This is a genomic window from Bradyrhizobium sp. JR3.5, assembly GCF_054057015.1.
Genome location: NZ_JBSRYV010000001.1, coordinates 1,062,721 through 1,076,011 on the forward strand (window position 1 = coordinate 1,062,721; position 13,291 = coordinate 1,076,011).

11 protein-coding genes and 1 pseudogene are annotated in these 13,291 nt (G+C 64.3%); 7 read left to right on the forward strand and 5 right to left on the reverse strand.

Annotated features, from left to right (window positions below):
- Positions 1-36: 36 nt before the first annotated feature.
- Positions 37-204: a hypothetical protein gene (locus ACVWW1_RS05250; protein ID WP_456655085.1), complete on the reverse strand. Its 168-nt coding sequence runs from the start codon at positions 202-204 to the stop codon at positions 37-39.
- Between the two features lie 338 nt (positions 205-542).
- Between ACVWW1_RS05250 and ACVWW1_RS05255 the strand changes: the two genes are divergently transcribed.
- Positions 543-845, forward strand: coding sequence for a hypothetical protein (locus tag ACVWW1_RS05255; RefSeq protein ID WP_456655086.1), 303 nt, complete (start codon positions 543-545; stop codon positions 843-845).
- A gap of 273 nt (positions 846-1,118) precedes the next feature.
- On the forward strand, positions 1,119-1,430 hold the full coding sequence (locus tag ACVWW1_RS05260) for a c-type cytochrome (protein ID WP_207830678.1): 312 nt from the start codon (positions 1,119-1,121) through the stop codon (positions 1,428-1,430).
- A gap of 311 nt (positions 1,431-1,741) precedes the next feature.
- Here ACVWW1_RS05260 and ACVWW1_RS05265 read toward each other — a convergent pair whose 3' ends face one another.
- Positions 1,742-1,876, reverse strand: coding sequence for a hypothetical protein (locus ACVWW1_RS05265; RefSeq protein ID WP_456655087.1), 135 nt, complete (start codon positions 1,874-1,876; stop codon positions 1,742-1,744).
- Between the two features lie 476 nt (positions 1,877-2,352).
- Between ACVWW1_RS05265 and ACVWW1_RS05270 the strand changes: the two genes are divergently transcribed.
- On the forward strand, positions 2,353-3,150 hold the full coding sequence (locus ACVWW1_RS05270) for a rhomboid family intramembrane serine protease (protein ID WP_456655088.1): 798 nt from the start codon (positions 2,353-2,355) through the stop codon (positions 3,148-3,150).
- 188 nt (positions 3,151-3,338) lie between these two features.
- Positions 3,339-3,769, forward strand: a pseudogene (locus tag ACVWW1_RS05275) (CBS domain-containing protein).
- Between the two features lie 3 nt (positions 3,770-3,772).
- On the opposite strand, the gene ACVWW1_RS05280 reads toward ACVWW1_RS05275, so the two are convergent.
- The gene (locus ACVWW1_RS05280; RefSeq protein ID WP_210284215.1) at positions 3,773-4,804 is read right to left on the reverse strand and encodes a patatin-like phospholipase family protein; all 1,032 of its coding nucleotides are present in this window, start codon (positions 4,802-4,804) and stop codon (positions 3,773-3,775) included.
- Between the two features lie 272 nt (positions 4,805-5,076).
- On the opposite strand from ACVWW1_RS05280, the gene ACVWW1_RS05285 reads away from it, so the two are divergent.
- Together ACVWW1_RS05285 and ACVWW1_RS05290 are read left to right on the forward strand one after the other, a co-directional pair.
- Positions 5,077-6,147 (forward strand): hypothetical protein, encoded by a 1,071-nt coding sequence (locus ACVWW1_RS05285; RefSeq protein ID WP_176530460.1) that lies wholly within the window; start codon positions 5,077-5,079, stop codon positions 6,145-6,147.
- A 282-nt stretch (positions 6,148-6,429) separates the two neighbouring features.
- Positions 6,430-8,928 carry a putative bifunctional diguanylate cyclase/phosphodiesterase gene (locus ACVWW1_RS05290; protein WP_456655089.1) on the forward strand — a complete coding sequence of 833 codons (2,499 nt, stop codon included), beginning with the start codon at positions 6,430-6,432 and terminating at the stop codon, positions 8,926-8,928.
- 107 nt (positions 8,929-9,035) lie between these two features.
- Here the strand turns inward: ACVWW1_RS05290 and ACVWW1_RS05295 are convergent, their stop codons facing one another.
- Positions 9,036-9,599 (reverse strand): nitroreductase family protein, encoded by a 564-nt coding sequence (locus tag ACVWW1_RS05295; RefSeq protein ID WP_456655090.1) that lies wholly within the window; start codon positions 9,597-9,599, stop codon positions 9,036-9,038.
- 84 nt (positions 9,600-9,683) lie between these two features.
- Positions 9,684-11,732: a threonine--tRNA ligase gene (gene thrS, locus ACVWW1_RS05300; protein WP_456655091.1), complete on the reverse strand. Its 2,049-nt coding sequence runs from the start codon at positions 11,730-11,732 to the stop codon at positions 9,684-9,686.
- Between the two features lie 230 nt (positions 11,733-11,962).
- Here thrS and ACVWW1_RS05305 point away from each other — a divergent pair, with 230 nt between their 5' ends.
- Positions 11,963-13,276: an ATP-dependent Clp protease proteolytic subunit gene (locus ACVWW1_RS05305; RefSeq protein ID WP_456655092.1), complete on the forward strand. Its 1,314-nt coding sequence runs from the start codon at positions 11,963-11,965 to the stop codon at positions 13,274-13,276.
- Positions 13,277-13,291 lie beyond the last annotated feature (15 nt).

Below are 13,291 nucleotides of genomic sequence, written 5' to 3' on the forward strand. Positions count from 1 at the left end.
CGACGGTTTCCGACAGCAGAATCCGAAGCTTCGGCTTCATGAGGCCGCCGCCTTCTCTCTCGCCTGCTTGATATGGAAGTCGGCCAGCTTGGCTTCTTCCTCCGCCAACAGCTTGTGGAGCATGGCGATCTTCCTAGCGTCGGTCGCGGTCGCCAGTAGCTCTTTGTAGTGAGCGATGTTCGCCTGAAAAATGAAATTCAGCATGGCTCACTTCCTTTGGTTGAGCCAAGGTTCGTTATGCTGCGCCTCGGAAACGCAAATAGCGAGTCAAATGTCGGCTACCCGACAAATATGAACCTAAAGGCCACTCCCAAAATCGAAACTGAGCCCCCCAAGTGCAAATGCTTGCTGGACGCCATCAAAGTGGACGGCCTGCAAGCACTTGCGCAGCGAGGTATGGGCGGACTCGAATACCCCCCGATCCGGGAAACCCCTTACGTACACCACCTGAATTTTAAACACGGGCTCCTTCGGGCTAGATGATGCTCGATGAGGTCAGGATGCTCGGGCCAAAGAGTGTCCGTTAGCGGTGTCCGACGACAATGATCAAGCTTGAATTGATGAAGGTCAAAGACGCTGCCAAGGAACTGCCAGACCATTTTGCTATGGACTGGCAGACTATAGCGAGCGCACCGTTCGACCGTGATCTCGAAGTCGCGGTTTTCGACGCTGGAGAAACCCACGCGGTTGTCTTTCCGTGCCGCCGTGTGCTTCGGGGTTGGGTAAGCGCGGAGACGGCGGCCCCCGTGGCCATTCATCCAACCCATTGGCGCGAATGGCAGGCCTCCAACTCAGCGCTTTTTGTTGTGCTCGGTCCGGGCATTGCGCAAGGCGGCGACCTTTAGCTCCTCCTCCGCGAGTAGACGTTCGATGGCGGCGCGCCTCTCCGCGTCCGTTTCCGTCTCAAGGAGCGTCTTGAAGTGCGCAATGTTGGCGTTCGCGATCTCTTCAGGCATCCGGATAGGCGTCCAATCACCGACCAAGTTGATCCGACCCCGATCCCACAAGGGACATACGGCCGTGCTGCAATGCGGCGCGAGAGTATCGCGATCATCTGCCCCCTTCAAGCCGTGGCCGATCAGCGGTACAAGCGATCCGTCGAGTAGGAATCTTGCTCAATGCAAATCTGTCATGCAGCGATTTTCGCTGTCGCGTTTGAACTGACCGGATCGGCGGCCCTTGCTGCGGATGCAAACCACGGGGCGGAGCTGGCAAAACGATGGTGCGCCACCTGTCACGTGGTGAGCGACGATCAGAAGCAGGCAGTCGCCGATGTGCCGCCATTTGCTGCAGTTGCGCGTAACCCAGATTTTAGTCCCGAGAAGCTGGCGTTTTTCCTGCTCGACCCGCATCCAAAGATGCCAAATTTTCCGCTGAACCGAGCCGAAGCAGCGGATATCGCCGCTTACGTCGCGTCGCTGCGCAAATAGCGCAGAGGCGAGGTTATAGGCAGCCGGCCCCATCACCGTGATTCTACGGCTTGGCACAATCTGCACTGGTGCGGTCGGTTCCCGGGCGTAGGCTTCAACCCCAACTGTAGGGGTTGTGTCATGGGCCGTGACATACTCGAAAGCGTTTGCATCGTGCTCCTCGGGCTAAGCCCGCTCGTCATCATCGGCGTCGTCATGTACGTGGAGTGACCGCAATCTGGCTCGGCGCATCGGGCCGGTAGATGGCCCCAGCAACCAGCCTCCGTCATAGGCCCCCAATGGTTGCTGGGGTCGCTCAATCAGAGGCCGCCTCAGTTGGCGGCCTCTATCGTTTCTGGGTGTAACGTTACGAGAAGATTTCCTAAACGCACCTCGTCATCTCCACGCATCACCTTGGCTTTGATCCTTCCAGCCTGCTGGATCACCAAATCTTTGAACGTGGCCATGATCGTCATATCGAGGCAATTGCCTTGATGTGTCGCCATGCCTCAAGCTGGGCGCTACACCACAGTAGGTACGAAGCGGTGGCAACAATGAAGTAGCGGTCGAAGGCGGTCGCGGGACGTTCACCGGCCTTGCGGGTCGCCTGCGCCTCGGCGTCGATGAGCTGAATTCGGCCTCGGTGACACCGCCCAGCGGCTTGGTCACGCCCACATACAGCGTTCCGCTTCGCCCGTTCGCGAGGATGTAAACAAAGAATTGCGCGTTCATCTTGCATCAAATGGATGCGGAAGGCGTCTTAAGTCTCGCAAGCTCAGGGAGCATTGCCAATTTCGATGGGTCCCGGCTCTGCATCGCAACACTGCGTGGCTGCGACGCATCCGGGACACGAGAGATGTCCGATTTCGGGATTGTGCACTTGCACAGCGGTATGAAAGCCGCCTATCTGGGATGCACAGCCGCGTGCGAGGTCGCCGACCCCTTGGACTCCCATCCCGAATCCCCGCTCGAGCCGCCGCCGGAGGCGCCGCGCGAGCCGATCCTGATCCTGCCGCCGGCGCTCACCGCCTACATCCTCCTGATCGCGGTGATCCATCTGCGGGTGCTGCTGCCGCCGGAGATGGAAAACTGGACCATCGACGTCTTCGGCTTCATCCCGAAGCGCTACGATTCGACGCTGCTCGACATCACCTTCCCGGGCGGAGACGGCGCCAAGGTCTGGACTTTCGTCACCTATTCGCTGCTGCACGCGAACCTCACCCATATCGGCTTCAATGTGCTGTGGCTGCTGCCGTTCGGCAGCGCGCTGGCGCGGCGCTTCGGCGCGGTGCGGTTTTTTGTCTTCATGGCGGTGACAGCGGCCGCCGGCGCGCTCGCGCATCTGTTGACCCATGAGCACGCCATTGCGCCGATGATCGGTGCGTCGGCCTCGGTGTCGGGGACGATGGCGGCGGCGATGCGCTTCGCCTTTGTGAAGGGCAGCTTCCTGTCGTTCAGCCGCGGCGATGCCGACGCGGCCGCCAAGGTGCCCGCGCTGTCGCTGTGGCGGGCGCTGCGCAACGGGCGGGTGCTCGCGTTCCTGGCGATCTGGTTCGGCGTCAATATCCTGTTCGGCGCGACCTCGCTGTCGCTCGGTGCCGAGCACGCGAGCGTCGCCTGGCAGGCGCATATCGGCGGCTTCCTCGCCGGGCTGTTGCTGTTCTCGCTGTTCGATCCGATTCCGCGCGCGCGAGACGATGCTGCGGATGCGTCGTCGCTGGACCAGTCCGGCCGCGTCTGATCGCCGCTTGCGGCTCGGTTCGAATTCCTCCATCATCTTTGCGACACAGGACAAAGCGGGCCGACACATCGAGCCCAGCTACCGACCGCGCCCCGGAACCGAAATCGGCGCGGAACTGTTGATTGAAGACTCTGGCGAACAGGCTCGACCCCGCTGAAGCGGGCGCGAGCGGATTCAGGGAGGCGGCAATGACGGTACGTTCCATTCTCGATGCAAAGGGCCATCAGGTCATGAGCGTCGCGCCCGGCGCGAAGCTCTCGGCGGCGATCAAACTGCTCGGCGAGCGCAAGATCGGCGCCGTGCTGGTGATGGAGCAGGGCCGGATGGAGGGCATCCTGTCGGAGCGCGACATCGTGCGCGTGCTCTCAGAGCGCGGCGCGGGCGTGCTGGACGAACCGGTGAGCGCGGTGATGACCAAGAAGGTCGTGAGTTGCCGCGAGTCCGATACCGTCAGCGGCCTGATGGAGATGATGACCACCGGCAAGTTCCGCCACCTCCCTGTCGTCGAGGACGCGGCAAGGTGGTCGGGCTGATCTCGATCGGCGACGTCGTCAAGCGCCGCGTGCAGGAATATGAGCACGAGCAGGAAGCGCTGCGCGACTACATCAAGACCGCCTGAGCGCTATTTCCCGGTGGTGCCCGTGCCGTTTGACGGCGGCACCAGGATCTCGATCGCTTCCTCGATCGCGCCGATGGCGCGTTCGGCCGCGCGGATGCCGTGTGCGATCAGGTCGTCGGCGCGGTGGAAGTCGAACCAGCCGATCTGACCGACGCGCGGCGAGATCAGCATGTCGGGCGGATCACCGGCGAGGCGCGCACGGGTGATACGGTCCTGCATGATGTTGAAGGCGTCGACCATGACGCTCGAGATTCCGGGCCGGCTGGCGCTGCCGAAAAACTCCCGCTTCACGGTCCGTTCGGCGGAGAAGAAGCGGCCGAACCGCCGTTTCGGCGGTTCTGGCTCGATCTCTGCCTCGGCAGTCACCGCGACCGTCACCTCGGGCGCGGCGGACGGCCCGTGATTGTAGATCGTGGTCGAGTGCGCGAACACGTCGCTGGAGAGGTTCGCTGCAATGACGATCTCGGCGCCGAGGGCACGGGCGGCCGAAACCGGCACCGGATTGACCAGCGCGCCGTCGACCAGCCAACGGTCGCCGATCAGCACCGGCGCGAAGATGCCGGGCAGGGCGTAGGAGGCGCGCATTGCGTCGACCACACGGCCCTGGGTCAGCCAAATCTCGTGCCCGGTGCGGACTTCGGTTGCGACGCTGGCGAACTTGACCGCGAGGTCCTCGATCATGACCTGGCCCAGCGCGGCCTCGATCTCGGCGGCGAGCTTGGCGCCGCCGATCAGGCCGGAGCCGTTGAGGCGGATGTCGAGGTAGCCGAGCACGCTGCGTGGCTGCAGGCTGCGGGCCCATTGCTCCAGCTTGTCGATATGGCCGGCCGCATAGGCGCCGCCGACCACGGAGCCGATCGAGGTTCCGACCACGACATTGGGGACGATGCCATGGGCGAGCAGGGTCTTGATGATGCCGATATGGGCAAAGCCGCGCGCGGCGCCGCCGCCGAGCGCGAGCCCGATCACCGGCCGGCGAACCGGTCCCAGTCCTACCTTGTCGGGGCCGTCGGAGCTCTTTTGGCCTCGGCCCATCCAGCTATCCAACACGGCAAATCTCCTGCCAGCGCGAGACTAGGCCGCGCGGCATCGCTGCGCCAGCGTCGTCCGGTTTCATGGTTATTCCCCACAGGCATGATTCATGCCCCGGGTGGACCGCGGTAGGCAGGGAATGTGACTTGACCGCGACGATGGGACTAACATCGGCTTGATCGAGCGGTTCCAAACCGGGGACGACGCCCCCGGGACTGTGACAAAGCATTGGACGAAGGCTTGAATTTGCCGCGTTTTCGTTGAAAAGCATGGTGATGACTTCGAGGGGCAACGGCATCGGCGGATGCGGGCGGGGCATGCGGCTCCTTCCGCTATTGACGCTTGCGGCATTTTTGCTGGCCCTGATCCCGACTTCCGTGTCGGCGCAGTTCTTCAGCGACCGGCCACCGCCGATCCCGCCTGCCTCGGTTCCGGACGTACCGTCCGGCCCGGCGCTCAATTTGGCGCCGCCGTCCGGGCCCGGTTCAGGGCCGGTTCTGCCCGGTCCGCTGACCCAGCCGACCATCGTCCAGCCGTCGATCGCGACCGTGCCTCCGGTGACGCCGCCGGCCGGCTCGCCGACCGCCGGGCAGGCGGTGCTGTCGCTGACGGCGCGATACGGCAAGGACCTGCCGGTGATCAATGCCGGGCTGGTGTGGCGGGTGTTCGCCGACAAGCCGGATGACAACGGCACCTACAAGCTGATCCGCGAGGAGCGCGGGGCGACGCCCAACGTCGTGCTGCCGCCCGGCAACTATGTCGTCCATGTCGCGCTCGGCCTCGTCAGCGCGGTCCGCGCCGTCAGCCTGAAGTCGGAGACGGACCGCGAGTCCTTCGTGCTGCCGGCCGGGGGCCTGCGGATCGAAGGGCGGGTCGGCTCCAGCAAGATCCCGGCCAACCAGATTTCGTTCGCGATCTACAAGGGCAGCCAGTTCGACGGCTCGGACCGTGGCCCGCTGGTGCCCAACGTGTCCGCCGGCGACGTCGCGCTGCTGCCGGAGGGCACCTACTACATCGTCTCCAACTATGGTGACGCCAACTCGGTGGTGCGCTCCGACATTCGCGTCGCGGCGGGCAAGCTCACCGACGTCACCGTCACGCATCGCGCGGCCGTCATCACCCTCAAGCTGGTCAGCGAGAAGGGCGGCGAAGCACTCGCCAACACCGCGTGGTCGGTGATCACGCCGGGCGGCGACGTGATCAAGGAATCGATCGGCGCGTTCCCGCGCGTCGTGCTCTCCGAAGGCGAGTATCGCGCGATCGCCAAGAACGAGGGCAAGGTGTTCGAGCGTCCCTTCAACGTCGTCAACGGCGTCGACGGCGAAGTCGAGGTCGTGGCGCGCTGACGCCCGACCGAATTGCATTTCATGCAGCCGTCATAGTCTCTAACGTGAACTAACCATCGCGCCAATTTGAGCTGTCATAATCGCTGGCGGCGACGCAAGGCATCGCTATTTTTACATGGCGTTAAGCCGCGGCATGACTTGGATGCCACGGGGACTAAAGCGCGCTGAGTTCAAATTGTGTCGTCATCGCGCCTTGGCTTTTTGCTTGAGCATGATCCCTTCGGAAAGCTTGTTTCGCACTTTCCGGATCATGCTCCGGCGTTTGCGTGAACGGGGCGTGCCATGATCATGGCCAACAAGAAATCAGCAAAGGCTTCGGCCAAGTTCAATTCCGAGATGTTCGCCGACGTTCCGGTTCTGCAACGCAAGTGGCAGGCAGCAGTCCGTCCCGGTGAAAAGCTGCCGCATTATGAAGACGTGATGCTCGGCAGTCTCGGCCGGCTCGCGGATCACATCGTGCTGCTGCGCAACGTCGACGGCGTGCTCAGCGTCTCGCACACCGGCCGCTATGTCCAGACCTGGCTGAACGACGAGCGCTGGGACATTCCGCTCAGCGCGCTGCCGCCGGACTGCGCGACGACATTGACCGAAGCCGCCGCGAATGCGCGCGAGAACTGCCGGCCCTATCTCGCGTCGGCGCATTGCGTGCGCGACGGTCTGGTGCGGACCTTCGACGTGCTGGCGCTGCCGACGCGGTCGCGCTGGGGCGGCATCCTGGTCGGCGTCTATGTCAACGAGCGCAATGCGCAGTACAATCTTCTCGATACGATCTTCTCGGCCACCGACGAGGGCGTGCTGTCGCTCGCCGCGATCCGCGACGCGCGGGGCGAGGCGACCGACTTCCAGATCGTGCATCTCAACCAGGGCGCCGCAAGGCTCCTGATGCAGCCCGCGACCGAATTGCTGTGGCGCCGGCTCGGCGCCGGCGGCAATCCGCTGGCGGCGCCGGCGGTGATGAACCGCCTGCGCGGATTCGTCGGAAGCGGATTCGTCGGCAACGGTCCTGGCGGCCAGTTCGAGATCGACAGCGGCGATCGCTGCCTGCGTCTTGGTGTCACGGCGTTCGGCGACATGCTGTCGCTGACCGTCTCCGACGTCACCGCGCTGAAGCAGCGCGAGCAGTCGTTCCGCCTGCTGTTCGAGAACAACCCGATGCCGATGTGGGTATTCGACGCCGGCACGATGGAGTTCCTCAGCGTCAATGACGCTGCGGTTCAGCACTATGGGTACAGCCGGGAGAGATTCCTCGGCATGACGCTGCGCCAGATCTGGCCGGAGGATGAGTGGGCCATGCACAGCGCCGCCTTGCGCGAGGTCGGCGACGTTTATCAATCGAGCCGCGACTGGCGGCACATCAAGGCCGACGGCACCGAGATCCATGTGCTGACCTTCGGACGCAGGGTGGCGTTCGAGGGCCGCGACGGCTATCTGGTCGCAGTGGTCGACATCACCGAACGCCGCGCCGCCGAAGCGCGGATCGCGCACATGGCGCACCATGACGGTCTGACCAACCTGCCGAACCGCGACTTCTACCAGGAGCGCCTGCGCGAGGCGCTGGAGCGCGGCCGCTCCGGCAATCGGCGCGTCGCGGTGATGTGCATCGATCTCGATCTGTTCAAGAACGTCAACGACTCCTTCGGGCATCCGATGGGCGACCGGCTGCTCAAGCTGGTGGCGGAGCGGCTGCGCGAGGTGGTCCGCGACGACAACGTGGCGGCCCGTCTCGGTGGTGACGAGTTCGCGATCGTGCTAGCCGCGGATGTCTCGCCGAACGAAGCGAGCGCTTTCGCCGAGCGGCTGATCGATGCCCTGAGCGCGCCCTACAAGATCGACGGGCTCGAGGTCGTGGTCGGCGCCAGCGTCGGGATCGCGCTGTCGCCGGGCGACGGCACGACGTCGGAGGACCTGATGCGCAATGCCGACATGGCGTTGTATCGCGCCAAGTCCGAGGGCGGCGGCGTGCATCATTTCTTCGAGCCGGAGATGGATCAGCAGGCGCAGAAGCGCCGCGACATGGAGCGCGATCTGCGCGCCGCCTTCAGCAACGGCGAATTCGAGCTGCACTACCAGCCGCTGGTCGACATCGCCGCCGACCGCATCAGTGGCTTCGAGTCGCTGCTGCGATGGCAGCACCCGCAGAAGGGCATGATCTCGCCCGCGGAGTTTATCCCGGTTGCGGAAGACATCGGCCTGATCGTCGCGCTCGGCGAATGGGTGCTGCGCGAAGCCTGCGCCGAGGCGATGAAGTGGCCTGCCGACGTGAAGGTCGCGGTCAATCTGTCGCCGGTGCAGTTCCGCAGCCGCAATCTGGTCCAGGCCGTGATCTCGGCACTGGCGCATTCCGGCCTGTCGGCGCGTCGGCTCGAGCTCGAGATCACCGAGTCGGTGTTCCTGGCGGAGACCGAGGCCAACCTCGCGATCCTGCATCAGCTGCGCGAGCTCGGCGTCAGCATCTCGATGGACGATTTCGGCACCGGCTATTCCAGCCTGAGCTATTTGCGCAGCTTCCCGTTCGACAAGATCAAGATCGACCGCTCCTTCGTGAAGGACCTCGCGCGGCGCTCCGACTGCCTGGCGATCGTGCGCGCGATCTCGGGCCTCGGCCGCAGCCTCAAGATCACTACGACCGCGGAAGGGGTCGAGACAACAGACCAGCTCGATTGGCTGCGCGCCGAAGGTTGCAACGAAGTGCAGGGCTTCCTGTTCAGCGCGGCGCGGCCCGGGCACGAGATCGCGGCCTTGCTGCGCGGCTTTGCGGAGCGCGCCTCGAAGGCGGCGTGACTCTCACTCGTCATGGCCGGGCTTGACCCGGCCATCCATCAGTCTTCAGAAGAATCTTTCGGCAGATGGATTGCCGGGTCAAGCCCGGCAATGACAGATCTACGGTTTCAGAACCGCGTCACGATATCCGACAGCACCGGGCGCGGGCGATCCTCGCTCGGCTTGGTCGGCGTGCCGATATGAATCAGGCCGGCGAGCTTCTCGTCCGGCTTCAGGCCGAGACCGTCGAGCACGTCGCGGTCGAAGGCGAACCAGCCGGTCAGCCAGCAGGCGCCATAGCCGAGCGCGCTCGCGGCGGTGACGATGTTCATGGCGCTCGCGCCGGCCGACAATTCCTGCTCCCACGGCGGCACCTTCGGGTGCGGCTTGGTGAAGGAGACCACGCCGATCACCAGCGGCGCATCGGTCAGGCGCTTCTTCTCGACCTCGATGTCGGTGGCGGGCGCGCCGGGATTCTTGCGGGCAAACACCTTTGCGATCACGTCGCCGGCGCGGGCGCGGGCCTCACCCTCGAACACGATGAAGCGCCAGGGCGCCAGCTTGCCGTGGTCGGGCACGCGCGCGCCGATCGTCAGGATGGTCTCGAGCTCGGCCGCGGACGGGCCCGGGCCGGTCATCTCGCGCGGTTTCATCGAGCGGCGTGTCTTCAGGAGTTCAATGGCATCGGGCACGGAAATGTCCTTCAAGTGGAGTCGTGCCCCCAAGATGGGGGCACGACCAAGCCGACGAAAGCCAGTTTAGACCGATTGTGAAGATCAGGCGACCGATCGCGCCCGTTTCACGTCCGGCGGTGTCGCTTCATCCACCAGCGCGGCGATCGCCTCATCGGTCGGCATCACGGTCTGCCGCTCGCTGCCGAGGCGGCGGACGGAGACCGAATGCGTCTCGGCTTCCTTCTTGCCGACGACGAGCAGGGCCGGGATCTTGGCCAGCGAGTGCTCGCGGACCTTGTAGTTGATCTTCTCGTTGCGCAGGTCGATCTCGACGCGGAGGCCGGCGCGGCGCGCCGCGGCCGCCACCACCTTGGCGTACTCGTCGCCCTCGGAGGTGATGGTCGTCACCACGAGCTGGGTCGGCGCCAGCCAGAGCGGGAAGTTGCCGGCATAGTGCTCGATCAGGATGCCGATGAAGCGCTCCATCGAGCCGCAGATCGCGCGGTGCACCATCACCGGCGCCTTCTTCGAGCCGTCGTGATCGATGTAGAACGCGCCGAACCGTTCCGGCAGGTTGAAGTCGACCTGGGTCGTGCCGCACTGCCAGTCGCGGCCGATGGCGTCGCGCAGCACGTACTCGAACTTCGGCCCGTAGAACGCGCCTTCGCCCGGGTTGATCTCGGTGCGGATCCGGTTGCTGCCCTTGGCCTTGATCTCCGACAGCACGGTCGCCATCACGCGCTCGGCGTGATCCCACATCTCGTCGGTGCCGACCCGCTTTTCGGGCCGCGTCGAGAGCTTGACCGTGAGCTCGCCGTCGAAGCCGAAATCGGCGTAGGTCGACAGGATCAACTCGTTGATCTTGAGACACTCATCGGCGAGCTGCTGTTCGGTGCAGAACACGTGGGCGTCGTCCTGGGTGAAGCCGCGCACCCGCATCAGGCCGTGCATCGCGCCCGACGGCTCGTAGCGATGCACGACGCCGAACTCGGCGAGCCGCAACGGCAGGTCGCGGTAGCTCTTCAGCCCGTGCTTGAAGATCTGCACATGGCCGGGGCAGTTCATCGGCTTCAGCGCGAACCAGCGCTTGTCCTCGGCCTCGTCACCTGCGGACTGCGCCGCGAACATGTTCTCGCGGTACCAGTCCCAGTGGCCCGAGGTCTCCCACAGCACCTTGTCGAGGATCTGCGGCGCATTGACCTCACTGTAGTCGCCGAGCAGCCGGCGCCGCATATAGGCGATCAGCTGCTGGAAGATGGTCCAGCCCTTCGGGTGCCAGAACACCACGCCGGGGCCTTCTTCCTGGAAGTGGAACAGGTCGAGCTCGCGGCCGAGCTTGCGGTGGTCGCGCTTCTCCGCTTCCTCGATCTGCTTGAGGTAAGCGTCGAGGTCTTCCTGCTTGGCGAATGCCGTGCCGTAGATGCGGGTCAGCATCGGATTGTTGGAATCGCCGCGCCAATAGGCGCCGGCCACCTTCATCAGCCTGAAGGCGTTGCCGATCTTGCCGGTCGACGTCATGTGCGGGCCGCGGCACAGATCGAACCAGTCGCCCTGGAAATAGATCTTGATCGGCTCGTTGCCGGGAATCGCGTCGACCAGCTCGACCTTGAAGGCCTCGCCCTTGTCGCGGAACACCTGCTTGGTCTTCTCGCGATCCCAGACTTCCTTGGTGAACGGCTTGTCGCGCGCGACGATCTCGCGCATCCGCTTCTCGATGGCGGCAAAATCTTCCGGGGTGAACGGCTCGTTGCGGAAGAAGTCGTAATAGAAGCCGTTCTCGATCACCGGGCCGATCGTGACCTGGGTGCCGGGCCACAGCGACTGCACGGCTTCGGCGAGCACGTGCGCGGCATCGTGCCGGATCAGTTCCAGCGCGCGGGGGTCTTCACGGCCGATCAACTCAATCTTGGCGTCGGCTTCGATCGGATCATTGAGATCGGCGAGTGTGCCGTCGAGCGTCATCGCGACGGTGCGCTTGGCGAGCGAAGGCGAAATGCCTTTGGCGATGTCGAGGCCGGTGGTCCCTTTCGGGAAATCGCGCCTCGCTCCATCAGGGAAGGTGAGGGCGATCTTGTTCACGGGTTCTGCGGGTTTGAGGTTAGAGAGGCTGTACTGGAATCCGGACTCGGATTTGGGCGGCGTGTCGGACATTGAAGGCTCCTGTAGCTCACTCCTGCGAACGAGCGCAGGTAAGCGGGAAAGCAGCGGTATAGCAGGGGATTTGACGCCTGCAATCCGGCAATATCAAGAAAATGGACCTCCGGCCGTACCGATTCGAGAGAAGCTCGCCTGCAGCTGATGGCACCAAGCGTTGCGACGTTGCCGATCATCGTTTAACGTCGAAAGTCCACTTTCCCGCCATCGCGCGATCCGCAAGGTTCATGTTTTCCCGTCTCCTGCTTTTCGTGGCGTTGCTTCTGGTCCCGGGCGCCTTGCGGGCGGAAGAAGCACCGGTCGAGAAGGCCGGCTTTGCGAAAAAGCTGACCATCTACCTCGCCAAGGGCCCGGCGAACGCCTGCGGCGCCGGTTGCGATCGCTGGATCGCGATCGAAGGCGAGATCGATCGGGAAGCCGCGCAGCGGATTCGCACCTTCCTTTTTCCCATCAAGGACAGGCACCTTCCGATCTACCTCCATTCGCCAGGCGGAAACGTCGAGCAGTCCTACGCGATCGCGCGGTTTCTGCGCGCACACAAGGCGATTGCCCGGGTCGGCCGCACCACCGTGCCGGCCTGTTTCACGGGCACGCAGACCGATGCTGCCTGCCTGAAGGTCAAGGCTGCGAAGGGAGAAGTCGAGGCCGAACTCACCACGCGCAACGCGATGTGCGTTTCGGCCTGTGCCTATCTGTTCCTGGGCGCGACCGACCGCGAAGTGGCGCCCGACTCGGTGCTCGCGGTGCATAACTCCAGGCTGATGTTCGTGGTCCATGGGAATCCGTCGCCGCAGGTCGTCGCGGATTTCAGGCGGCGCGAGATGGTGAGCGCCGATCGCGACCGCAACCTGTTCCTCGCGGCGATGGGGATCAGCCACGAGCTCAGCGAGTTGATCCGGACCGTGAAGTTCGAGAACCTGCACGTGCTGACGCGGCCGGAACTCTATCGATTTGGAATCGATACGCGGCCGTTGCCGGAAACGCTGTGGGCTGTGGAGAAGGAAACCCGGCCCTATGTCCGCAAGATCGCGCAGCAGAGAAAGGGCGACGGCGGCGCGTTCCGCATGATGGAGTGGCGGCTGTTCTGCGAGAACAAGGATCGCGGGCGGCTGATGTTCGTGCGCGAGTTCGACGAGGGCGCCGCCGGCAAGAGCACGGTCGTGATGATGGCCGGCGCCGCTAAGGCGATCGCATTTGGCAGGTTGCCGGCGCGGTTCGGCAAATACGAGGTCTGGAGCGACCCGGTGGGGGCGGACACCGTCAAGGCCATGCTGGCGGTCCCGCATCTGCAAATCGGCGAAAGCACGCCGCCGTCGGACGGCAAGTCCGATCCCAAGTCGGATCCGAAGTCTGATATCAAGTCCGATCTCAAGCCTGACTTCGCGACATTCGATATCGAAACGACCGGGCTGGAGCAGGGCTGGACGCAGCTATTGGCGTCGTGCCCGGCAACGAGCGCCGGCCCGAAGCCTGCGAGCCCGTTGCCGGCCGCCGTGTCGCCGAGCGTAAGCGCGGTGCCGGCCGCGTCGCCGTCGCCATGAGCGCAACAGGCGCTG